Raw genomic sequence first — 21,397 nt, 5'->3', positions numbered from 1 at the left:
GCGGCTCGGACACCGGCGGGGGTGGGGGACAATGGAGCAATGACAGTCACCCTGCTCGGCGCCACCGAGATCCGCCGCCTCGCCGCTGAGCTCGACGTCACCCCGACCAAGAAGCTCGGACAGAACTTCGTCGTCGACGCGAACACCGTGCGCAAGATCGTGCACGCCGCCCGCGTCCAGCCGGGGGAGCGGGTCGTCGAGGTGGGCCCGGGGCTCGGCTCCCTCACCCTCGCGATCCTCGAGGCCGGCGCATCCGTCACCGCTGTCGAGATCGATCACCGGCTCGCCGCCCGGCTCGCCCAGACCGCCGAGGAGCACGGCGTTCCCGCCGACATGCTCACGGTCGTCGATGCCGACGCGCTGCGCATCACGGAGCTGCCGGGCGAGCCGACCGTGCTCGTCGCGAACCTGCCCTACAACGTCTCGGTCCCCGTGCTGCTGCACTTCCTCGAGAACTTCTCCTACCTGAAGCGCGGCGTCGTGATGGTGCAGGCCGAGGTCGCCGAGCGTCTCGCCGCGAAGCCCGGGTCGAAGATCTACGGTTCGCCGAGCGTCAAGGCCGCCTGGTACGGCGAATGGAAGCTCTCGGGCACGGTCTCCCGTCAGGTCTTCTGGCCGGTCCCGAACGTCGACAGCCTGCTCGTCGGGTTCGACCGCTGGGAGGGCGAGCGCGGCCCCGAGGACGAGCGCCGTCGCACGTTCCAGATCGTGGATGCCGCCTTCAACCAGCGACGCAAGATGCTGCGTCAGGCGCTGTCCGGACTCTTCGGCAGCTCCGCCGCGGCATCCGAAGTGCTGATCGCGGCCGGAGTCGCCCCCACCGCTCGCGGGGAGGATCTCACGGTCGAGGACTACCATCGTGTCGCTCAGCATGTCGCGCAGATCGAAGACGCCGCCGTCACCGGCTAATCTGGCACGGTGACCGAGTCCCCCCGCTTCCGTCCGAACGTCCCTGAGCTCCACCGGCCGTACGCCGCCGATGAGAGCCGCTACCAGCAGTTCGAGTACCGCCAGGTCGGCACCTCGGGGCTGTTCCTGCCGCCCATCTCGCTGGGCCTGTGGTGGAACTTCGGCGACAACATCCCGCTCGACAACCAGCGCGCGCTGCTGCGTCACGCCTTCGACCGCGGCATCACGCACTTCGATCTCGCGAACAACTACGGCCCGCCCTACGGCTCGGCCGAGAAGAACTTCGGTCGCATCTTCGCCGAGGACTTCCGCCCCTACCGCGACGAGTTGATCATCTCGTCGAAGGCGGGCTGGGACATGTGGCCGGGTCCGTACGGAGACTTCGGCAGCCGCAAGTACATCCTCGCGAGCGCCGAGCAGTCGCTGACCCGCATGGGCCTCGACCACGTCGACATCTTCTACTCGCACCGCGCCGATCCCGTGACGCCGGTCGCCGAGACCATCGGGGCGCTCGACACGCTCGTGCGCCAGGGCAAGGCGCTCTACGTCGGCATCTCGTCGTACAGCGCCGAGCGCACGGCCGAGGCCGTCGCCGTCGCCACCGACCTCGGCACCCCGCTCGTCATCCACCAGCCCGCCTACTCGATCCTCAACCGCTGGGTCGAAGACGGCCTCACCGACACCCTCGAGCAGTCCGGCGTCGGTGCGATCGCGTTCACACCTCTCGCGCAGGGGCTCCTCACCGACAAGTACCTCGGCGACGGCACGGCCGCCCGTGCGCAGAAGCGCGGTTCGCTGCCGGATGCGCCGCTGTCGGATGCCGCCGTTCAGACCCTCCGCTCGCTCAACGTCATCGCCGAGCAGCGCGGGCAGTCCCTGGCGCAGATGGCGATCCAATGGACGCTGCGCAACCCGGTCGTCGCCTCCGCACTGGTCGGGGCATCGCGTCCCGAGCAGCTCGACGAGAACATCGCCGCCGTCAACGGTCCGGCATTCACCGACGACGAGCTCGGCCGCATCGACGAGGCGGCCGGTGCCATCGACGTCGACCTGTGGGCGACGTCGACGGAGCTGTGACGGGAACACCGACATGAGCTTCGCCGCCCCCGTCGACTCCGTGCACGTGCGCGCGCCCGGCAAGATCAACGTCTATCTCGGTGTGGGCGGCCGCCACGACGACGGGTATCACGCGCTGGCTACGGTGTTCCAGGCGGTCTCGCTCTATGAGGACGTGATCGCCCGGCACGCCGACGACTTCTCGATCACCGTCTCGGGCGTCGACGACCCCGACACCGTGCCGCTGGACGATCGCAACCTCGCGATGCGCGCCGCCAAGCTGCTCGCGACCGCGGCCGAGTACGACGGCGGGGTGGCGCTGGAGATCCGCAAGAGCGTGCCTGTCGCCGGAGGCATGGGCGGCGGGTCGGCGGATGCCGCGGCCGCTCTCGTCGCGTGCGACGCACTGTGGGGCACCGGGTTCTCGACCGCCCGCCTGCATGAGCTGGCCGCCCGCCTCGGCGCGGACGTCCCGTTCGCGTTGCACGGCGGCACCGCCGTCGGAACCGGCCGAGGAGATCAGCTGAATCCCGCGCTGGCGAGGGGGCGGTTCGACTGGGTGCTCGTCCCGAGCGATGACGGGCTGTCCACGCCCGTCGTGTATGCGCGACTCGATGCGCTGCGAGACGCTGAGGGCTCTCTCGCCGACGATCCGCCGCTGTCGCTCGAGGTGCCGGCTCCCGTGCTGCAGGCGCTGCGTTCCGGCGATCCCGAGCTGCTGTCCGAGAGCATCTACAACGACCTGCAGGAGGCCGCCCTGTACGAGCGGCCCGAGCTGGAGACCACGATCCTGCGCGGCATCCACGCCGGCGCTCTGCAGGGCATCGTGTCGGGTTCGGGACCCACCGTCGCTCTCCTCTGCGCGAGCCCCGAGGGTGCGCAGGAGGTCCAGTCGCTGCTGCGTGAGCACGGACTCGAGTCGCTGCACGTGCACGGGCCGGTGCCCGGCGCGCGCATCCTCGCCTGACCCGGCCCGCCCGCATCCTCGCCTCGGCGAGGTGCGCTCCGCGCGCCTGGCATACATAATGAAGAGACGATGTGACCGTGCACATACAAGGAGGTCTGTGATGTCGACTGCCTCCGAGCGTGCCCGGATGCCGAGCATCCGCGACGTCGCGAGACTCGCGGGGGTGTCGCACCAGACCGTGTCGCGGGTGCTGAACGACCACCCCAGCATCCGTCCCGAGACGAAGGCGAAAGTCCTCGACGCCATCGCCGTGCTGGACTACCGCCCCAACCTCGCGGCGCGGGCGCTCGTGACGAGCAAGTCCAACATGCTCGGCATCCTCTCGGCCACGGTGGGGGAGTTCGGACCGACGTCGTCGATCGTCGGCATCGAGGACGCCGCTCGCGAGGAGGGGTACTCGGTCTCGACCCTGAACCTCTCGGCCACGACGCCCGAGGCGATCGGCAACGCCCTGCGGCAGCTGGCACGCGAGCAGGTCGACGGCATCGTGGTGCTCGCCCCGCAGGTCCGGGCGTTCCATGTGCTGAAGGGCATGGCGGTCGAGATGCCGTTCGTCTCGCTGCAGACGGCCTCCGGCTCCGACGGGGTGACCCTGTCGGCCGACCAGGTCGCGGGCGCGCGCACCGCCACCGAGCATCTGATCGGGCTCGGACACAGCGACATCATCCACATCGCCGGGCCGCAGGACTGGATCGAGGCCGAGTCGCGCATGCGCGGATACCTCGATGCTCTGCGGGAGGCCGATCTGCCCACCTTCCCGCCGATCCGCGGAGACTGGACGGCCGACTTCGGCTATTTCGCGGGGCAGGAGCTCGCCCGACGGCGTGACTTCACGGCCGTGTTCGTCGCGAACGACCAGATGGCGATCGGGCTGCTGCACGGGTTCAGGGATGCCGGCATCCGCGTGCCCGAGGACGTGAGCGTCGTCGGGTTCGACGACATCCCGGTCGCGGCGCATGTCGCACCGACGCTGAGCACGGTGCATCAGGACTTCCCCGAGCTGGGTCGCCGCGCCGTGCGCATCCTGCTCGCGCAGATCCGTGGTGAGCAGGTGCCGCAGTTCGGGCCCCTGCAGACGACCCTTCGAACGCGGGAATCGTCCGCGCCTCGATAAGGCCACATTTTCGCGAGTGGTCTTGACACCGTCTCAGCGAGCGTAGACTATGTAATCCAATGTGAACGGTCACATCGAAGGTGACCGCCCGTCGCGAGGAAGATCTTGTGAGCACCACAGCAACGTTGCCGGTCGTGTCAGGCCCCATCCTGGAGATGCGCAGCATCACCAAGGAGTTCCCGGGTGTCAAGGCGCTGTCCGACGTGTCCATCACCGTCCGGGCCGGAGAGATCCATGCGATCTGCGGCGAGAACGGCGCCGGGAAGTCGACCCTGATGAAGGTCCTCTCCGGCGTGTACCCCTACGGCACGTACGAGGGGGAGATCCTGCTCTACGGCGAGGAGCAGCGCTACCGCGACATCGCGGCGAGCGAGCAGGCCGGGATCGCGATCATCCACCAGGAGCTCGCGCTGATCCCTGAGCTCTCGATCACCGAGAACATCTTCCTCGGCAACGAGATCCGCCACTTCGGCGCGATCGACTGGCGCGCCCAGCGTCAGCGCACGGTCGAGCTGCTGGCCCGCGTCGGCCTGCGCGAAGACCCCGACGTCGCCATCAAGACGCTCGGTGTCGGAAAGCAGCAGCTGATCGAGATCGCGAAGGCCCTCAACAAGGACGTCAAGCTCCTCATCCTCGACGAGCCCACCGCGGCACTGAACGAGAACGACTCGCAGCACCTCCTCGACCTGATCCTGGGTCTGAAGGCCAAGGGCATCGCGTCGATCATGATCAGCCACAAGCTCAACGAGATCGAGCAGATCGCCGACGAGATCACGATCATCCGCGACGGTCGCACGGTCGAGACGCTCGACATCTCGCGCGGCGAGATCAACGAGGACCGCATCATCCGCGGCATGGTCGGCCGCTCGCTCGAGAGCCGCTACCCCGACCGCACCCCCGAGATCGGCGACGTGTTCTTCGAGGTCAAGGACTGGTGGGTGCAGCACCCGACCGTGTCTGAGCGGATGGTCGTCAAGGGGTCGAACCTCAACGTGCGTCGTGGCGAGGTCGTCGGCATCGCCGGTCTGATGGGCGCGGGCCGCACCGAGTTCATGATGAGCATCTTCGGTCGCTCCTACGGCACGTTCCTCGGCGGACAGATCGTCAAGGACGGCCAGGAGATCACCATCCCCGACGTCTCCTCGGCGATCAAGCACGGACTCGCGTACGTCAGCGAGGACCGCAAGGTGCTGGGGCTCAACCTGCTCGACACCATCAAGCGGTCTGTCGTGGCGGCGAAGCTGTCGAAGATCTCGAAGCGCGGCGTCGTCGACGAGCGCGAGGAGTACTCGGTCGCCGAGCGCTACCGCAAGGCCCTGCGCATCAAGACGCCCAGCGTCGAAGAGGGCGTCGGCAAGCTCTCGGGAGGAAACCAGCAGAAGGTCGTGCTGGCCCGGTGGATGTTCACCGACCCCGACCTGCTGATCCTCGATGAGCCCACGCGCGGCATCGACGTCGGCGCGAAGTACGAGATCTACGCGATCATCAACGAGCTCGCCTCCCAGGGCAAGGGCGTCATCGTCATCTCCAGCGAGCTGCCCGAGCTGCTCGGCATCTCCGACCGCATCTACACAGTCTTCGAAGGTCGGGTCACCGACTGCATCCCGGCCGACCAGGCGACACCCGAGGCTCTCATGCGCAGCATGACCTCCGCGACTCAGAAAGCATCCGCATGACCACCGACCTCACGACAACGAAGCGCGGCTTCCACTTCGGCGACATCCGCAAGATGTTCGGAAGCAACGGCACCTCGTCACTGCGCCAGTTCGGCATCCTGGGCAGCCTCATCGTCATCATCGTCCTCTTCGAGGTGCTGACGCTGCTGCGCAACGGACCGAACGGCGCGACGCTGACGTCGGGCAACCTGATCAACGTCATCAACCAGTACTCGTTCATCCTGATCCTCGCGATCGGCATGGTGATGGTCATCATCATGGGACACATCGACCTGTCGGTCGGTTCCGTGGCGGCCTTCACCGGCATCATCGTCGCGAAGTCGATGGCCGACTGGAACCTCCCTTGGCCGCTGGCGATCCTGCTCGGCCTCGGCGTCGGTGCCCTGGTGGGCGCCTGGCAGGGGTTCTGGGTCGCCTACGTCGGGGTGCCCGCGTTCATCGTGACGCTCGCCGGCATGCTCTTCTTCCGTGGCGCGCAGCAGTGGATCGGTGACGCTCAGACGATCCCGGTGCCCAAGGGCTTCCAGGTGATCGGCACCGGCTACCTTCCTGAGGTCGGGCTCCCGCTGGACTTCAACGTGCCGACCATGATCCTCGCGCTGGTCGCGGTGGCGTGGCTGGTGTTCTGGGAGATCCGCACCCGTCGCCAGCAGCACAAGATGGGCTCCGACAGTGCGCCCCTCTGGGTCAGCGTCGTCAAGGTCGTGCTGCTCTCGGTCGTCGTGCTCGCCGCTGCGTGGATGTTCGCGACGGGTCGCCCGGGCACGAGCTTCCCGGTTCCGGGTCTGATCCTGCTCGCCCTCGTGATCATCTACTCGTTCATCACGCGGAACACCGTCTTCGGTCGCCACATCTACGCCGTGGGTGGCAACCGCCAGGCCGCACGCCTCTCCGGCGTGAAGGACCGCTGGGTCGACTTCTTCGTCATGATGAACATGTCGATGATGGCCGCACTCGCCGGCATGATCTTCGTCGCCCGTTCGCAGGCATCCGGACCGAACGACGGCACCGGCTGGGAGCTCGACGCGATCGCGTCGGTGTTCATCGGTGGTGCTGCGGTCGCCGGTGGTATCGGTACCGTGATCGGCTCGATCATCGGTGGTCTGGTCATGGCGTTCCTCAACAACGGTCTCGCTCTGCTCGGCCAGGGTGCCGACGTCGTCTCGATGATCAAGGGCCTCGTGCTCCTGCTCGCGGTCGGCATCGACGTCTGGAACAAGCAGCAGGGCCGTCCGTCGCTCATCGGTCTCCTGACCCGCCGGTCGGGCCGCAGGAGCGACCCGGAGGCCACCGCGACCTTCGAACCCAACAGGACTTACCAAGCCCCTCCCGTCGATAAGACGAGGGCCGAGTAAGCGGACTCTCCGCGCAGTGCTCGCACGCAGAATCCGTCACATCACACAGAAAGAGATCACATGAAGAAGATCATCGTCACAGCGACAGCGCTCGTCGCGACGGCTGCCTTCGCACTCACGGGCTGCTCCGGTGAGCGCGGCGGCGGAACCGACACGGGATCCGGCGAAGAGGCCGAAGCAGGCTTCGCCGCCGACTCCTCGATCGGTGTCGCGCTTCCCGACAAGACCAGTGAGAACTGGGTCCTCGCGGGTCAGCTCTTCACGGACGGCCTGGAAGAGGCCGGCTTCAAGGCAGACGTGCAGTACGCTCCGGCGAGCAACACGGTCGCCGAGCAGCAGAACCAGATCCAGGCCATGGTCACCAACGGCGCCAAGGTCATCATCATCGGCGCGAAGGATGGCAAGCAGCTCGCCACCCAGGTGCAGGCGGCCAAGGATGCCGGCGCGTACGTGATCGCGTACGACCGTCTCATCGAGAACACCGAGGCAGTCGACTACTACGTCGCGTTCGACAACTTCAAGGTCGGCCAGCTGCAGGGCCAGGCTCTGCTCGACGGTCTCGCCGAGCGTGCGGGCCACGAGGCTCCGTACAACATCGAGCTCTTCTCGGGCTCGCCGGATGACGCCAACTCGAAGGTCTTCTTCGACGGCGCCATGGACGTGCTCCAGCCGGAGATCGACAACGGCAACCTGGTGGTCGTGTCGAAGCAGACCGAGATCGCGCAGACCGCGACCGAGGGATGGCTTCCGGAGAACGCGCAGAACCGTATGGACACGCTGCTCACCTCGTCGTACAGCGGTGACACCGTGGTCGACGGCGTGCTGTCGCCGAACGACACCCTTGCTCGCGCCATCATCACCTCGGTGCAGCAGGCCGGCAAGCCGGTTCCGGTCGTCACGGGTCAGGACTCCGAGGTCGAGTCGGTGAAGTCGATCATGGAGGGCATCCAGTACTCCACGATCAACAAGGACACCGCGCTGCTCGTCGAGCAGTCGATCAAGATGGTCGGCCAGCTGCAGAAGGGCGAGACCGTCGATGTCAACGACGAGGAGTCGTACGACAACGGCGCCAAGGTCGTTCCGGCGTACCTGCTCGACCCGATCATCGTCACCAAGGAGAACGCTGCTGAGGCGTACGCCAACGTGCCGAGCCTCCTCGAGATCGTGAAGTCGTACCAGTAAGCGACATCGCACTCACCGCAGACGAGCCGTCCGGACCTTCGGGTCCGGGCGGCTCTTCGCCATGTCGGGTCGACTTTTCACACCGCGCGCGGGCGAGCCGCTGGCGGGAAGCGGACGTCCTGTCGGAAGACGTCCGCACACGGCGCTAGCCCCAGACGGGGTCGTCGGGATCGGGAGAGTCTGTGCCGTCGGCATCTGTCATGATGCGCGCTTCAGCGATCCACGACGTCAGAGGGCCATCGCGGAGGAGATGAGGCCGCGGTGTGTCGAGCAAAACGGAGGCGGCGACCTTGTCCAGCGGCTCATCGCTCGCGAAAATGACGACGTTGCCGAGTGGCCCTTCCGCATCTTCCGGCTCTGCGTCGAGCACGACAGCGACGTGATCGAACACGGTGCTCAGGGTCGCGGCCTGTCGTCGTGAGTATTCGAACGGATGCCCGTCGAGCAGGTTCACGGCGACCACGCCCGCTGCTGCGGAGCGCGCGGCGACCCGACGATAGAACTCCTGGCTGGCCACACGATGCCGGATGACGGCGGCATCCCAGAGATCGACGACGGTGAAGCACGCCTCCACCCAATCGGTGTCGATTGCGGTGCGATAACTCGCGGCGTCGTCAAGTCCGGGGGACGGAGATGACTGCACCGGCGATGTCTTCTCATTCGGAAAAGCGGCGTCCGCGACCGTTCGAGCGTCACCGAGGATGACTCGTATGTCAGACCCGGGAGGCAACGGCAGCGCGTCGATGACGGCGGCGTAGAGCGCGGGTTCGAACTCCACCACCAGCTGAGGTGATCCGGCGCGCGTCGCCTGGACGTAGCGTGCCAGCGTGAGTGCTCCGGCCCCCAGATGCACGGTGAACAGCGGCGCGTCAGGCTCGGCGACGGCATCCATTGCGCGGGCGATGTGTTGGGTGTAGCTGTACTCGAGGGCGGTGGGTTCGGTCATCGAGACGACGGACTGCGCAATTCCATCCACGCTGAGCTCGAAGCGACCGGGGCGCCTTCTCGACTGCACCAGCTTTGCCGTGCGATTGGCTAGTGAGAGCGAGAACACCCGGCGACTCCATGGCACCTGTCTAGTTTAAGCCGGAGGGGATCGGTCGGAGGCTGCCTCTGGAGGAGCAGAGCGCCGTAGGCGAAGTCGCTCTCGGAAGGCCGAGCCTCCTTGAGATCGTCGGGTCGTACGAGAAAGCGATCAGCCATCGGGCAGAAGAGGGCCGCTCGGACCTTCGGGGCCGGCGGCTCTTTCTTGTTGTCGTGCTGCTGTGGTGCGTTCTTCAGCAGCCGACGCCGGCCGGGTTCTCGTGGCAGGTGTGGGCGACGAGCGCGGTGCGGGCCTCGAGGATGCGGATCTCCTGTGCGGCGCCGCTGGTCGTGAGCTGCCCGGGAATGTCGATCCATCCGCCGCCGAGGTCCACCTGCGCGGTGAATCGGATGTCCACGCGGGCCGGGTACACGCCGGGTTCGCGGTAGACGTGGCTGGTCGGGGTCGGCGTGAACTGCGCCTGACCGAGCGCCTCCCACGTCTGACCCGGCGTGGTCACGGTCGCCGAGCTCCCGTCGCCGTAGGTGTAGATGTAGCTGGCCGGCGCGAAGCGCACACGCAGCGGGGCGCCGAACAGCTCGCCGTCTTGGATCTGCGTGGATGCTGCGGCCGTGAAGTTCGTCGGCATCCCGGCGATCCCGACGTTGCCGGGTTCGGCGGTCGCACGGATTGATGCCGGTGCGAATCGCGCCAGGTCAGAGATGGTGATCGTCGGCGCGCCCGGCGTCGACGGAGCGGAAGCCGGGGGAGCGGGCCGGTTCGGGCGCGGCGCACAGCGCGTGGTGCCCGAGTCGTCCATGCATGCCGCGAGGTCGATCGCCTCCTGGCTCGGTCCCGACGGTGTGCTCGGACCCTTGCCGTCGCCCGGACCGCCATCACTCCAATTCGAGTCGGTGCCGGGATCAGTGCTCGGCTGCTGCTGGGTGCCGGAGATGGTGAGGGAGGAACCATCCGTGCCGTACAGATAGTCGCCCGCGCTGTCGCTTCCGTCAGCCGTAGCCATCATCGACCAGAGCGCGCCCACGACTGCAGCAACAGCTATCAGTCGATGCATTGTTCGTCTCCCACGCGACGTGAGGAGTCCATGGTGAGCGGCCGGTCATCCCCCGCCACGAACTCAACGGATAGGGCGTACATGTCCGGCCGCCCGGGTGCGACGAGTGAATTGCCGTTGGCATCCATCACATTTACCGCGCTCACATCCAGACATATCGCGGCGATGACAAGGTCATAGGGCGGCGAGCTCGACTCGCCTTCGAAGCTCGCCACCCTTGCGTCGCCGCTGATGATGTGGCCTTCCGCGTGCATCACCGAGAAGTTCTCTCGATCCGCAGCCTCAAGACCCCCGCTCGCTAGCAGAAACAGCGGTTCGAACGTCTCGGGGAGCGCCGGATCGAGTTCGTTCAACGCCTCGTTGTACGCCCGGTACACCTTCTCCGCTGCAGCGAACGCCTCCTCCTCGTTGGCGAAGGCCGCGGTGGGCGTAGGGGCGGGCTCGGGTTCAGTGGTGCATCCCGCGAGAGCGCCAACCCCCAACGCCACTACGGCGACAGCAACTATGCGCGCGCCCAACCGTGGAACTGCCGCACCACCGCCTCTGCCGTGACGAATCGCAAGAACGGACAAGGGGCGCAATGGAGGAGGAGTCACCGCGCCACCGTAGTGAAATCGGCCAGGCTCGCGTCGCGTTTCTCCACAGGTCCGCGCCAGCGCGAACGTCTCCGCTCAGAACGGCGCACGCACGGCATCCGATTCGGTGAAGATCACCGTGTTCGGTGCAGGGGGAGTGTCGATGTACGTCCGCCCGATGGGACTCGTCCACTCCATGACCCCGCCGGGCTTCTGCTCGACGTGCCATGGCGTGTGATGTTTCAGAACGTGATGTCGGCGACAGAACGATGCCAGGTTCGATTCGCAGGTCGCGCCACCCGTCGAGGCAGCATGGTTGTGGTCGAGGTCGCATTTCCGCGCCGCCACTCCGCACGCCGGGAATCGACATCGTTGATCTCTTGCCCGCAGGTGCCTGCGCAGGTGGCGGCTCGGTCGGTATCGGTCGACGGCGAGGACGCGACCGGTGATCGGATGCGTCAGCACCCGTTCCCATCCCTTCGTCTGCCCGGCCAATCGGCGCGCAGTAACGACGTCGATCGGAATCACGCCGTCGAGCTCGGCGGGCGGCGCCGCCTCGGCATCCGGAGCACCCGACCCCTCGTGCGCATCGTCGTCCATCAGGGTCGTCACCGGAACGGTGATCTCAATGCGCGCACTGATGGCCGCCAGCAGTCCGTCTTCGCTGTCGTGCCCGGTCGGCTGGCCGCTGAGCACGAGGTCGGCGAGCAGGTCGGCGCGGATCTCGTCGACCGTCCGATCATCCGCCTCGAACTCATCGCCGTCGCGAGCCGCCCGCCGCTTCGCGCGAAGGTTCTCGACGCGCAGTGCGTGCGCCATCTGCGAGAGACGGTCGAACATGCCGTGGACGAGCGCGGCAGGCGCGTGCGTGTGCAGCGCCGCCATCCCGTCTTCGCCATCCGTCACCCAGACTCGCCGCTGACACCTGGCGCGACGATGCCGCTCCGAAACCGTCGTCGGAGCGAAGCGCTCGGCCACACGGCGCGCCAGCGCGCGCAGTCGGTTCGGCGATTCCACCTCCGCCAGCGGAAGGATCACCGCGGAATATGCCTCGCGGTGATCGGGCGACTCGAGGCCCGAACCTGCGTCGACAATGACACGGGAGTGCGCGGCGCTGATCCGCCCCGCTCCCTGTGCGGCCCAGACGGCGGGGAACCGATCGACCAGCAGCTCCACCGCCGCCATCCGCCGCTCGATGGTGCGATCGCTGACATGCTGCACGGCTCCGATCTCGGCCGCGATGGTCCTGATCGAGTGGTCTCCCCGGTCCGGGTGATCACCCTGCTTCGCGATGTCGACCGCGAGCCGACCGGCGATCGCCAGCAGCCCGTCGCGCGCGGCGCTCATGCTGCTCACTGTCGCCTCTGCGACTTGCAACGCGGCGACGAGATCGGCGAGATTCGCGATCTGCGTGTCCGTCGCGTCGAGCAGTGCTGTCATCTCTCCGAGTAGATCACGGACCACCGACATTCGAACGAAGCTTCGAGACATTCCCGAACCGACATGATCCCGGAAGAGTGATGACTCATGCGACACTGACCTCATGCTCCTTCACGCCGTCGACGTCGGCGACGGCCCTCGTGCGGTGGTTCTGCTCCACGGGATGATGGGTTCGGCCGACAGCTGGTGGCGTGTGATGCCGGTGCTCGCTGCACAGGGCTTCCGTGTGCTGGCGATTGATCTCCCCGGTCACGGTCTGTCCCCGCGGGACCCGCGTCTGACGATCGAGCGGGCCGCATCGTCGGTGGTCGAGACCGTCCGAAGTCTCGCCCCGGGGCGGCCGCTCGCGGCCGTCGGACACTCCTTCGGTGCGAGCGTGCTCGCACAGGCGGCCCCGCTTCTCCGACCTGAACCGGGCATCTATGTCGATGCCGCACTCGTCCTCCCCGGCGGCAGCGACCGCGACGATCTCATCGAGCGGTACGCCCGCGATCGCGAAGCGCGACAGTCGCCGGAGAACCTCCGTGCCTCGCGTCCGTTCTACTCGGAGAAGGATGCCGAGATCGAGGCACTCGCCGCCCGCCGCTTCGACCCGACGACGATGGCATCCGTCTCCTGCGGCCGCGATCACATGTGGCTTCCCGACCCGGGGTCGATCATCGTCCGCGCCGACCCGAGCGACTGGGTGACCGCCGCCGACGTCGCCCGGTTCGAGGCGAACGGCATCGACGTGCGCAGCATCCCCGGAGCCGCGCACACTGTCTGGTACAGCCACTTCGAGGAGTTCACGGCGTCGCTCCCGGAGCTGTTCGGCCGGCGCGCTCGTGCGCAGGGTGCCGGATGACGAGGCAGCCGTGACAGGAGGCTGACCGGGTCACCCAGACCGCGCGACTACCCTGGGGAGTGACATGGCACATCTTCTCGGGGCAGAAGCCCTTCATCTCGAATATCCGACGAGGGTCGTCTTCGACTCCGTGACCCTCGGCATCGGAGAAGGTGACCGCATCGGCATCGTCGGCCGCAACGGCGACGGCAAGTCGAGCCTCCTCGGAATGCTCGCCGGCATCAAGGAGCCGAACTCGGGCCGCGTCACGGTGCGAGGCGGCACGACCATCGGCGTCCTCGACCAGGCCGACACCCTCAGCGACGACCTGACCATCAGCGCGGCGGTCGTCGGTGACACTCCGGAGTACGAGTGGGCCGGCGACCCGCGCATCCGCGACGTGATCGAGGGACTGCTGAAGGACCTGCCCTGGGATGCGGAGATCGGCTCCCTCAGCGGAGGCCAGCGCCGACGCGTGTCACTCGCCAAGCTGCTGACGGGGGACTGGGACGTCATCGCCCTCGACGAGCCCACCAACCACCTCGACGTCGAGGCCATCACCTGGCTCGCCGGACACCTCAAGAAGCGGTGGAGCCCGAACTCCGGAGCGCTCATGGTCGTGACTCACGACCGGTGGTTCCTCGACGAGATCTGCACCGAGACCTGGGAGGTGCACGACCGCATCGTCGAGCCATTCGAGGGCGGCTATGCGGCGTACATCCTGCAGCGCGTCGAGCGCGACCGCATGGCGGCGGCGACCGAGGCCAAGCGTCAGAACCTCGCCAAGAAGGAGCTCGCGTGGCTCCGTCGAGGGGCGCCCGCGCGAACCGCGAAGCCGAAGTTCCGCATCGATGCGGCCAACGAGCTCATCGCCGACGTGCCGGAGATCCGCGACAAGGTCTCCCTGCAGTCGCTCGCCGTCTCTCGTCTCGGCAAGGACGTCGTCGACCTGCTCGACGTCGGAGTGACCTATCCGACCGCCGACGGCGGCACCCGCGAAGTCCTCCGCGACGTCGAGTGGCGCATCGCCCCGGGGGAGCGCACGGGCATCCTCGGTGTGAACGGCGCTGGCAAATCGACGCTGCTCGGCCTGATCTCGGGCACCGTCGAGCCCACCGTCGGCCGTGTGAAGCGCGGCACGACCGTGAAGGTGAAGACTCTCACGCAGCGCCTCGACGAGCTCGAGGACGTCCGACGCGAGCCGGTGCGTGTCGTGATCTCGCGACTGCGCACCTCGTACACGATGGGATCCGGCTCGAAGGCGCAGGAGCTCACGCCGGGCCAGCTCCTCGAGCGGCTCGGCTTCGATTCGGCGCAGCTCTCCACCCCCGTGAAGGATCTCTCCGGAGGTCAGCAGCGCCGCCTGCAGCTGCTTCTCGTGCTCCTCGACCAGCCCAACGTGCTGATCCTCGACGAGCCCACCAACGACCTGGACACCGACATGCTCGCGGCCATCGAGGATCTGCTCGATTCGTGGTCGGGGACCCTGCTGGTGGTCAGCCACGACCGGTACTTCCTCGAGCGCGTCACCGATCAGCAGTTCGCGATCCTCGACGGCCACCTGCGGCACCTGCCCGGCGGCGTCGACGAGTACCTGCGCCTGCGCCAGTTGCAGACCTCGGCACCGGGCAGGTCGCAGACGGCCGTCAACACTGAGAAGAAAGCCCCCAGCCTCGACGGTGCCGCACTGCGCGCCGCCCAGAAAGAGGTCTCGTCGCTCGAGCGCCGCATCCAGAAGGTCACGCAGCAGGTCGACAAGGCGAAGACCGCTCTGGCGGATCACGACCAGTCGGACTTCGCCGGCCTCGGCGACAAGATGAAGGCGATCAGCGACCAGCAGGCCGAGATCGAGGAACTCGAACTCCGCTGGTTCGAGCTGACCGAAGAGCTCGACTGACGAGAGGTCTGGCCCTTCCGCCCTCGCGGGAATACGGTGGCAGTCGAATGCGCTGTGCTCTGGGCGGGGTTCGATGCCAGCCGGGATCGCACAGCTTGATCCTGCGGTACCCGGGAGGTTCAGATGGAAGGACTCGAGGTCACCGTCCTGATCGGACTCACGATCCTCGTGGGCACGTTGATCGCGCCGCGCGTTCGACTCGCGCTGCCGCTCGTCCTCGTGATCTTCGGACTCCTGCTCGGCTTCGTCCCGCAGCTCCGCGAGATCCAGCTGCCCCCTGAGACGGTCCTGCTGCTGTTCCTCCCGGTGATGCTGTTCTGGGAGAGCCTCACGACCTCGCTGCGATCGATCCGCCGTGACTTCCGCTACATCCTCCCGATGAGCACGGTGCTCGTCGTGGCATCCGCATTCGCCGTCGCGGGCATCGGTCTGCTGTTCGGGATGCCGTGGGAGACCGCGCTGATCCTCGGCGCCGCAGTGGCCCCTCCGGATGCGACGGCCGTGGCAGCCCTCGGCAGGCTGCTGCCCCGGCGCATGTTCATGAAGCTCAAGGCCGAGAGCCTCACGAACGACGGAACCGCGCTCGTGCTCTACGCGATCGCCGTCTCGTTGGCTCTCGGCGGCAACATCACGCCCCTGTCGGTGACGATGTCGGTGCTCACCTCCTATGTCGGAGGAGTAGCGGCCGGTGTCGTGATCGCAGGCCTCGGGTACCTGCTGCTGCGTCGCACCTCTTCGACGATCGTCATCAACGTCGCGTTGCTGCTCATCCCGTTCAGCGCGTTCCTCCTCGCGGAGATCGTGCACGCCTCCGGCGTGCTGGCCGTCGTCGTGGCCGGTCTCATCGTCGCCTATGTCTCGCCCCGGGTGACGACAGCCTCGTCGCGGCGGCAGGCCGACGCCGCATGGCCGTTCGGTGTCTTCCTGCTCAACGGAGCGCTGTTCGTGCTGATCGGGCTCGAGGTGCAATTCGTCGCACATGAGATCTCCGCGGCAGCGATCGGCCGGCTCGTGCTCATCACCCTCGCGGTGTGGGGGACGCTGCTCGTCGTCAGATATCTCTTCCAGCTGCTGAACGCGCCCTTCCAGCGACGCAATCCGGCACTTCCGTCCCGTGGTGCCAAGGCGCGATCGATGGCGGTGTCGACGGTCGCAGGCATGCGGGGTGCCGTGTCGCTCGCGATCGCGCTGTCGGTTCCGGCCGCCAGCGCGACCGAGGGCGAGATCGCCGGACGCGACGAGATCGTCTTCGTCACGGCGGGAGTGATCCTGCTCAGCCTGCTCGTACAGGGGCCGCTGCTGCCGGCGATCGTTCGCTGGGCGCGTTTCCCGGTCGATCACATGGAGGCCGAGGAGTACGAGCTCGCCGAGCGGACGATCTCGGGCGCGGCACTGGCCGCCCTGGACGACCTCGCCGTCGAGCACGGCGTCGGTCAGGAGATCCGAGACAAGGTGCGTGCCGAGGGCTACCAGATGCTCGAGTTCTCGAACGCGCGTGCGCTGGCGCGCGAACAGGCGATCGTCGATGCCGAGGCCCAGGCGCTCGACGTCATGCTCGACGAGCCCGATCCGCTGGGCGGCGGCCAGCAGATGAGCGGGGGAGCGGATGCCGGTGCCGCGGAGGCGTCGGTCGCGCTGCGACTGCCGGACGCGACTCGTGTCGGCGACGACGGTGAGCTCGCGGACGGCGAGGTCAGGACTCTGCAGATGATCGCCACCTCGGCCGACGTCGACGTCATGCAGCGGTCGCCGCTGCTGCGTCACGAGGAGCACACGCGCCTCAAGCTCGCGCTCATCGACCGCAAACGCGAGGTGCTGCTCGGGCTGCGCAGAGACGGGACGATCGACGACCTCGTGGTCCGTCGGATCTCGGCACGACTCGACCTCGAACAGGTCCGGCTGCAGGGCATCGAGGACTACGACTGAGAGCTGTGACGCTCTGTGACACTCGATTGTCGCGCAGCGCGTCGCCCTGCCTAACGTATTCGAGTCCCCCAAGAGAGGAACCCGAACACTCATGTCCATCACAGCATCCCGTCGGACCACATCCGTCATCGCCGCGCTCGCCGCGGTCCCGCTCTTCGTCGCACTCGCAGGCTGCGCGACCGCATCGTCCGACGCCGGTTCCGGCGGCTCCGAGGACGAGACCGTCAAGATCGGTGTCGTCGGCAAGGGAGACGCACAGTGGGCTCCTTTCGTCGAGGCAGCCGCTGACGAGGGCATCACGGTCGAGCTCGTCGACTTCGGCTCGTACGAGCAGCCGAACCCCGCTCTGACCGAGGGTGAGATCGACCTCAACCAGTTCCAGCACATCGTGTACCTCGCCGAGTACAACACGGCATCCGGCTCCGACCTGACGCCGGTCGGCTCGACGGCGATCTACCCGCTGGGCCTGTACTCGCAGAAGTACGACGATGTCGACGACATCCCCGAGGGGGAGACCGTCGCGGTTCCCGACGACGCATCGAACCAGGCTCGCGCGCTGCTCGTGCTGCAGTCGGCCGGACTCATCGAGCTCAAGAGCGGCGGCACGATCTTCTCCGACCTCTCCGACATCGACACGGGCAAGTCCAAGGTCGAGGTCACCGCGCTCGAGGCCGCGCTGATCCCGACGTCGCTGCCCGACGTCGCGGCGGCGATCATCAACAACGACTTCGTCGAGGATGCGGGTCTGACCTTCGAGGATGCGATCGCTCAGGACGACCCTGAAGACCCGAACGCGCTTCCGTACGTGAACATCTTCGCGGCCCGCGCCGAGGACGCCGACAACGAGACGTACCTGAAGCTCGTCGAGATCTTCCAGACCAATGAGGACGTCCAGGCCGGCCTGCTCGAGTCGTCGGGTGACACCGCCGTGCCGCTGCAGACCCCGGTCGAGGATCTCGTCGCCTCGCTCGAGAAGGTCCAGAAGGACACCGAGGCCAACAAGTAGGACGACCGGGGTGGGTGACACCCCCGTCCGATGAGGGAGAATCGGGTGGCGCTTCGTGCGTCACCCGATTCTTCGTTCCCGAAGCAGACAGACCGGAGCACCGCATGCCGATCGTCACCCTGACGAATGTCTCGAAGACCTACCCCTCCCGCACGCGCGACGAGTCCGAGGTCGTGGCCGTGGACGACGTGACCCTGTCGATCGAGAAGGGCGACGTCTTCGGGATCATCGGATACTCGGGCGCCGGCAAGTCCACGCTCGTACGACTGATCAACGCGCTCGAGCCGGCGACGAGCGGGACCATCACCGTCGACGACGTCGACATCACAGCTCTCAAGGAGAGCGAGCTGCGCAAGGTCCGCGGCGGCATCGGGATGATATTCCAGCAGTTCAACCTGTTCTCCTCGCGCAGCGTCAAGGCGAACATCGCCTACCCGCTCAAGCTGGCCGGATGGTCGAAGCCGGACATCGAGAAGCGGGTCGCCGAGCTGCTGAGCTTCGTGGGCCTGGCCGACAAGGCGAAGGCGTACCCCGAACAGCTCTCCGGTGGCCAGAAGCAGCGCGTCGGCATCGCCCGCGCCCTCGCCACCGGCCCGGCCATCCTCCTCGCCGACGAGGCCACCAGCGCACTCGACCCGCAGACCACGCATGAGGTGCTCGACCTGCTCAAGCGGGTCAACCAGGAGCAGGGCGTCACGATCGTCGTCATCACCCACGAGATGGACGTCATCCAGACGATCGCCACCAAGGTCGCGGTCATGGAGAACGGACGGGTGATCGAGCAGGGCGATGTCTTCGACGTGTTCTCCGCCCCGCAGAATCCGGCCTCGCAGCGCTTCGTCGGAACGGTCGTGAAGGGCATCCCGTCGCCGTCTGAGCTCGGCGTGCTGCGGGAGCGCCACCGGGGCCGCCTCGTCACGTTCTCGTTCCGCGACGGCGACTCGTCGCAGGCTCAGGTCTTCCTCGACCTCGCCGGGGCCGGACTCGACTTCGAGCTCGTGTACGGCGGGATCAACGACATCCGGGGGCGCGCCTTCGGCCACCTCACACTCGCGATCCGGGGTGAGAGCGCCGTGATCGACCGCACGCTCGAGCAGATCGGCCAGCGCGTCGAAGTCACCGAGATCGCAGAAGAGGAGGCACGCTGATGGATCGTCTGAACGAACTGTGGCCCGACCTCTGGAAGGCCGCCCTCGAGACCCTGTACATGACGTCGTTCGCACTCGTGCTGGGCGGCATTCTCGGTCTCGCGATCGGCGTCATCCTGTATGTCACTCGTCCGGGCGGGCTCGCCGAGAACCGGGCCGTGTCGGTCATCGCGAACCTCGGGGTGAACTTCTTCCGCCCGATCCCGTTCGTGCTCTTCGTCGCCGTGGCGCAGCCGTTCGCCCGCGCGGTGGTCGGCACCGGCATCGGCACCACGGCCGGCGCGTTCATGATCGGTCTGGCCGCGGCGTTCGCCATCGGCCGCATCGTCGAGCAGCACCTCGTGTCGGTGTCGCCCGGCGTGATCGAAGCCGCGCGCGCCATGGGCGCAGGTCCCGCGCGCATCCTGTTCACGGTCGCGATCCCCGAGTCGCTCGGACCGCTGATCCTCGGCTACACGTTCATCGTGGTGGCACTGATCGACATGACCGCGATGGCAGGCCTCATCGGCGGCGGCGGCCTCGGCGCGTTCGCCCAGATCTACGGCTTCCGGCAGTTCGAGCCGGTCGTCATGTGGACGGCGATCGTCCTCATCGTCGTCTTCGTCCACCTCGTGCAGATGCTCGGCACGTGGCTCGCGCGCAGGATCATGCGGCGCTGACGGGAGCCTCCTGCAGCGTGCGCGTCGTGGTGAAGACCCGCGGCGCGCCGCTCAGCGGATCGACGAAGTGCAGCTCGCGCGCGAGCAGCTGCATCGGCTTCTCGAAGTCGTCGGGCTTCTCGCCACGCAACTCGGGGTAGAACGGATCGTTCAGGATGCCGAGCCCCAGCGCGGCGAGATGCACGCGGAGCTGATGCATCTTGCCGCTGTGCGGGTGCAGGAGCGTGTGCACGACGCGATCGTCGGCATCGATCACATCGATCTGCGTCTCGGCGTTCGGCTCCCGCTCGTCGTCGACCTGGACCTTCAGCTCATTGCGGAGCTTCACGATGTGGTTGCGGTAGACGAGGGGGAATCGTGAGGCATCCCAGTCGGCCGGACGAGCCGACACGGCCTCGTACACCTTCTGCACCTGCCGCGTCTCGAAGAGCAGCTGATACGGCCCTCTCGTGGCCGGTCGCGCCGAGAACATCAGCACTCCTGCCGTGGCCCTGTCCAAGCGGTGGATGGGGGCGAGCTCGTCGTTGTCGAGAAGGTTGCGCAGTCGGATCAGCGCCGAGTTCTGCAGGAACTTCCCGCCGGGGATGGTGGGCAGGAAATGCGGCTTGTCGATGACCACCAGATCGTCGTCCTGATGGAGGACCTCGATCTCCACGGGGAGACGGGTCTCGACGGGCGGGTCGCGGTAGTACCAGATGAACTCCTCGACCCCCAAGGGCGTGTCCCGTGCGAGAGGGGTGCCGTCGCGGGCGACGATCTCACCGCGATCGAAGCGGCTGAGCAGCCCCTCGGGATCGAGGTGGAAGAAGCGCTCGATCATGTACGCGCCGACGGTCGGCCATTCGCCGCTCATCGGCACGTGCAGACGCGTCGCGCCGACGCCGTCGCGCACCGGAAGAGGGGAGAGCATGCCCATCCGTCAGCCCCTCACGCGTCGAAGCTCAGGCTCAGCTTGCGCAGCAACGCAGCGAGCCGATCGCGGTCACCGCGGGACAGCGCCTGCAGCAGGTCGTCCTCGACGTCGACGAGGCGCGTGATCGCGGCATCCACCCGGATGCGTCCGTCGTCCGTGAGCGTCACGAGCACGCTGCGGCCGTCGGCCGGGTCGCCCTCCCGTCGCACGAAACGTCGGCCGACCAGACGGTCGATGCGATTGGTCATGGTGCCGCTCGACACCAGCGTCTGCTGCAGCAGCTGCTTGGGGGAGAGCTGGAAGGGCGCGCCCGCGCGGCGCAGAGCCGACAGCACGTCCCATTCCCAGGCCTCCAGGTCGCTGCGTCGGAACACATCTCTGCGAGCCCGGTCGAGCAGCCTGGTCAGGCGATCCATCCGCGACAGCACCTCGAGAGGCGAGAAGTCGAGGTCGGGGCGCTGGGTGTTCCAGGCGCCGACGATCCGATCAACCTCATCCGCCTCAGTCATCCGTCCATTATCGCCGGTAGCACGCAGGTGGACGTGGCAGACTTGATCCGCGGCGCCCTCGGGGGCCGCGGTCCGCCGTGGTGTAATGGCAGCACGACAGCCTTTGGAGCTGTTAGGTCTAGGTTCGAGTCCTGGCGGCGGAG

19 protein-coding genes and 1 tRNA gene are annotated in these 21,397 nt (G+C 67.2%); 14 read left to right on the top strand and 6 right to left on the bottom strand.

Going from position 1 to position 21,397, the window contains the following annotated elements; translation table 11 throughout:
* Positions 1-39 precede the first annotated feature (39 nt).
* The 7 genes from rsmA to AKG07_RS07135 all read left to right on the top strand — a co-directional run bounded on the left by rsmA (position 40) and on the right by AKG07_RS07135 (position 8,259).
* Positions 40-909 (top strand): 16S rRNA (adenine(1518)-N(6)/adenine(1519)-N(6))-dimethyltransferase RsmA, encoded by an 870-nt coding sequence (rsmA, locus tag AKG07_RS07165; protein WP_053097090.1) that lies wholly within the window; start codon positions 40-42, stop codon positions 907-909.
* A 9-nt stretch (positions 910-918) separates the two neighbouring features.
* Positions 919-1,986: an L-glyceraldehyde 3-phosphate reductase gene (mgrA, locus tag AKG07_RS07160; protein WP_053097088.1), complete on the top strand. Its 1,068-nt coding sequence runs from the start codon at positions 919-921 to the stop codon at positions 1,984-1,986.
* A gap of 13 nt (positions 1,987-1,999) precedes the next feature.
* Positions 2,000-2,932 (top strand): 4-(cytidine 5'-diphospho)-2-C-methyl-D-erythritol kinase, encoded by a 933-nt coding sequence (locus tag AKG07_RS07155; protein WP_053097087.1) that lies wholly within the window; start codon positions 2,000-2,002, stop codon positions 2,930-2,932.
* Positions 2,933-3,032: 100 nt separating this feature from the next.
* Entirely contained in the window at positions 3,033-4,046 is a 1,014-nt protein-coding gene (locus AKG07_RS07150) for a LacI family DNA-binding transcriptional regulator (RefSeq protein ID WP_053097086.1), read from the top strand.
* Positions 4,047-4,201: 155 nt separating this feature from the next.
* Positions 4,202-5,722 (top strand): multiple monosaccharide ABC transporter ATP-binding protein, encoded by a 1,521-nt coding sequence (gene mmsA / locus AKG07_RS07145; RefSeq protein WP_222839478.1) that lies wholly within the window; start codon positions 4,202-4,204, stop codon positions 5,720-5,722.
* The gene (mmsB, locus tag AKG07_RS07140; protein WP_053097084.1) at positions 5,719-7,077 is read left to right on the top strand and encodes a multiple monosaccharide ABC transporter permease; all 1,359 of its coding nucleotides are present in this window, start codon (positions 5,719-5,721) and stop codon (positions 7,075-7,077) included. Before mmsA ends, mmsB begins: the two co-directional genes overlap by 4 nt.
* 60 nt (positions 7,078-7,137) lie before the next feature.
* Positions 7,138-8,259, top strand: coding sequence for a substrate-binding domain-containing protein (locus AKG07_RS07135; protein ID WP_053097082.1), 1,122 nt, complete (start codon positions 7,138-7,140; stop codon positions 8,257-8,259).
* Between the two features lie 145 nt (positions 8,260-8,404).
* Here AKG07_RS07135 and AKG07_RS07130 read toward each other — a convergent pair whose 3' ends face one another.
* The 4 genes from AKG07_RS07130 to AKG07_RS07115 form a co-directional block, all read right to left on the bottom strand.
* Positions 8,405-9,205, bottom strand: a complete 801-nt coding sequence (locus AKG07_RS07130) for a hypothetical protein (RefSeq protein WP_053097080.1) — start codon at positions 9,203-9,205, stop codon at positions 8,405-8,407.
* A 331-nt stretch (positions 9,206-9,536) separates the two neighbouring features.
* Complete coding sequence (locus AKG07_RS07125) at positions 9,537-10,358, bottom strand: PKD domain-containing protein (protein WP_233277345.1); 822 nt, start codon at positions 10,356-10,358, stop codon at positions 9,537-9,539.
* Positions 10,346-10,930, bottom strand: coding sequence for a hypothetical protein (locus tag AKG07_RS07120; RefSeq protein WP_150115089.1), 585 nt, complete (start codon positions 10,928-10,930; stop codon positions 10,346-10,348). The genes AKG07_RS07125 and AKG07_RS07120 overlap by 13 nt, the downstream gene beginning before the upstream one ends.
* 99 nt (positions 10,931-11,029) lie before the next feature.
* Positions 11,030-12,373, bottom strand: coding sequence for an HNH endonuclease signature motif containing protein (locus tag AKG07_RS07115; RefSeq protein ID WP_082298032.1), 1,344 nt, complete (start codon positions 12,371-12,373; stop codon positions 11,030-11,032).
* Between the two features lie 103 nt (positions 12,374-12,476).
* Between AKG07_RS07115 and AKG07_RS07110 the strand changes: the two genes are divergently transcribed.
* The 6 genes from AKG07_RS07110 (at position 12,477) to AKG07_RS07085 (ending at position 19,832) form a co-directional block, all read left to right on the top strand.
* Entirely contained in the window at positions 12,477-13,217 is a 741-nt protein-coding gene (locus tag AKG07_RS07110; RefSeq protein WP_053097073.1) for an alpha/beta fold hydrolase, read from the top strand.
* Positions 13,218-13,281: 64 nt separating this feature from the next.
* The gene (locus tag AKG07_RS07105) at positions 13,282-15,093 is read left to right on the top strand and encodes an ABC-F family ATP-binding cassette domain-containing protein (RefSeq protein WP_053097071.1); all 1,812 of its coding nucleotides are present in this window, start codon (positions 13,282-13,284) and stop codon (positions 15,091-15,093) included.
* A 123-nt stretch (positions 15,094-15,216) separates the two neighbouring features.
* Positions 15,217-17,019, top strand: coding sequence for a Na+/H+ antiporter (locus tag AKG07_RS07100; protein ID WP_053097069.1), 1,803 nt, complete (start codon positions 15,217-15,219; stop codon positions 17,017-17,019).
* A gap of 91 nt (positions 17,020-17,110) precedes the next feature.
* On the top strand, positions 17,111-18,025 hold the full coding sequence (locus AKG07_RS07095) for a MetQ/NlpA family ABC transporter substrate-binding protein (protein ID WP_053097067.1): 915 nt from the start codon (positions 17,111-17,113) through the stop codon (positions 18,023-18,025).
* Positions 18,026-18,129: 104 nt separating this feature from the next.
* Positions 18,130-19,173, top strand: coding sequence for a methionine ABC transporter ATP-binding protein (locus AKG07_RS07090; RefSeq protein ID WP_053097066.1), 1,044 nt, complete (start codon positions 18,130-18,132; stop codon positions 19,171-19,173).
* Positions 19,173-19,832 carry a methionine ABC transporter permease gene (locus AKG07_RS07085; protein ID WP_053097064.1) on the top strand — a complete coding sequence of 220 codons (660 nt, stop codon included), beginning with the start codon at positions 19,173-19,175 and terminating at the stop codon, positions 19,830-19,832. The genes AKG07_RS07090 and AKG07_RS07085 overlap by 1 nt, the downstream gene beginning before the upstream one ends.
* Here the strand turns inward: AKG07_RS07085 and AKG07_RS07080 are convergent.
* Together AKG07_RS07080 and AKG07_RS07075 are read right to left on the bottom strand one after the other, a co-directional pair.
* On the bottom strand, positions 19,819-20,742 hold the full coding sequence (locus tag AKG07_RS07080) for a pseudouridine synthase (protein WP_198032322.1): 924 nt from the start codon (positions 20,740-20,742) through the stop codon (positions 19,819-19,821). The genes AKG07_RS07085 and AKG07_RS07080 overlap by 14 nt on opposite strands.
* A 17-nt stretch (positions 20,743-20,759) precedes the next feature.
* The gene (locus AKG07_RS07075) at positions 20,760-21,254 is read right to left on the bottom strand and encodes a MarR family winged helix-turn-helix transcriptional regulator (protein WP_053097060.1); all 495 of its coding nucleotides are present in this window, start codon (positions 21,252-21,254) and stop codon (positions 20,760-20,762) included.
* Positions 21,255-21,325: 71 nt separating this feature from the next.
* Here AKG07_RS07075 and AKG07_RS07070 point away from each other — a divergent pair.
* Positions 21,326-21,397: transfer RNA gene (locus AKG07_RS07070), tRNA-Gln, on the top strand.

The sequence above is a fragment of the Microbacterium sp. CGR1 genome, assembly GCF_001266755.1.
In the GTDB taxonomy this organism is placed as follows: Bacteria; Actinomycetota; Actinomycetes; order Actinomycetales; family Microbacteriaceae; genus Microbacterium.
This window is presented reverse-complemented; position numbering and strand designations above follow the sequence as displayed.

Excerpts from the sequence above, each read along its gene's own strand:
- AKG07_RS07095 (WP_053097067.1), top strand. The coding sequence starts at position 17,111 with ATGTCCATCACAGCATCCCGTCGGACCACATCCGTCATCGCCGCGCTC.
- mmsB (WP_053097084.1), top strand. The coding sequence starts at position 5,719 with ATGACCACCGACCTCACGACAACGAAGCGCGGCTTCCACTTCGGCGAC.
- AKG07_RS07110 (WP_053097073.1), top strand. The coding sequence starts at position 12,477 with ATGCTCCTTCACGCCGTCGACGTCGGCGACGGCCCTCGTGCGGTGGTT.
- AKG07_RS07105 (WP_053097071.1), top strand. The coding sequence starts at position 13,282 with ATGGCACATCTTCTCGGGGCAGAAGCCCTTCATCTCGAATATCCGACG.
- AKG07_RS07130 (WP_053097080.1), bottom strand. The coding sequence starts at position 9,205 with ATGACCGAACCCACCGCCCTCGAGTACAGCTACACCCAACACATCGCC.
- AKG07_RS07075 (WP_053097060.1), bottom strand. The coding sequence starts at position 21,254 with ATGACTGAGGCGGATGAGGTTGATCGGATCGTCGGCGCCTGGAACACC.
- AKG07_RS07085 (WP_053097064.1), top strand. The coding sequence starts at position 19,173 with ATGGATCGTCTGAACGAACTGTGGCCCGACCTCTGGAAGGCCGCCCTC.
- AKG07_RS07115 (WP_082298032.1), bottom strand. The coding sequence starts at position 12,373 with ATGACAGCACTGCTCGACGCGACGGACACGCAGATCGCGAATCTCGCC.
- AKG07_RS07080 (WP_198032322.1), bottom strand. The coding sequence starts at position 20,742 with ATGCTCTCCCCTCTTCCGGTGCGCGACGGCGTCGGCGCGACGCGTCTG.
- AKG07_RS07090 (WP_053097066.1), top strand. The coding sequence starts at position 18,130 with ATGCCGATCGTCACCCTGACGAATGTCTCGAAGACCTACCCCTCCCGC.
- AKG07_RS07155 (WP_053097087.1), top strand. The coding sequence starts at position 2,000 with ATGAGCTTCGCCGCCCCCGTCGACTCCGTGCACGTGCGCGCGCCCGGC.
- AKG07_RS07135 (WP_053097082.1), top strand. The coding sequence starts at position 7,138 with ATGAAGAAGATCATCGTCACAGCGACAGCGCTCGTCGCGACGGCTGCC.
- AKG07_RS07125 (WP_233277345.1), bottom strand. The coding sequence starts at position 10,358 with ATGCATCGACTGATAGCTGTTGCTGCAGTCGTGGGCGCGCTCTGGTCG.
- AKG07_RS07150 (WP_053097086.1), top strand. The coding sequence starts at position 3,033 with ATGTCGACTGCCTCCGAGCGTGCCCGGATGCCGAGCATCCGCGACGTC.
- rsmA (WP_053097090.1), top strand. The coding sequence starts at position 40 with ATGACAGTCACCCTGCTCGGCGCCACCGAGATCCGCCGCCTCGCCGCT.
- mmsA (WP_222839478.1), top strand. The coding sequence starts at position 4,202 with ATGCGCAGCATCACCAAGGAGTTCCCGGGTGTCAAGGCGCTGTCCGAC.
- AKG07_RS07100 (WP_053097069.1), top strand. The coding sequence starts at position 15,217 with ATGGAAGGACTCGAGGTCACCGTCCTGATCGGACTCACGATCCTCGTG.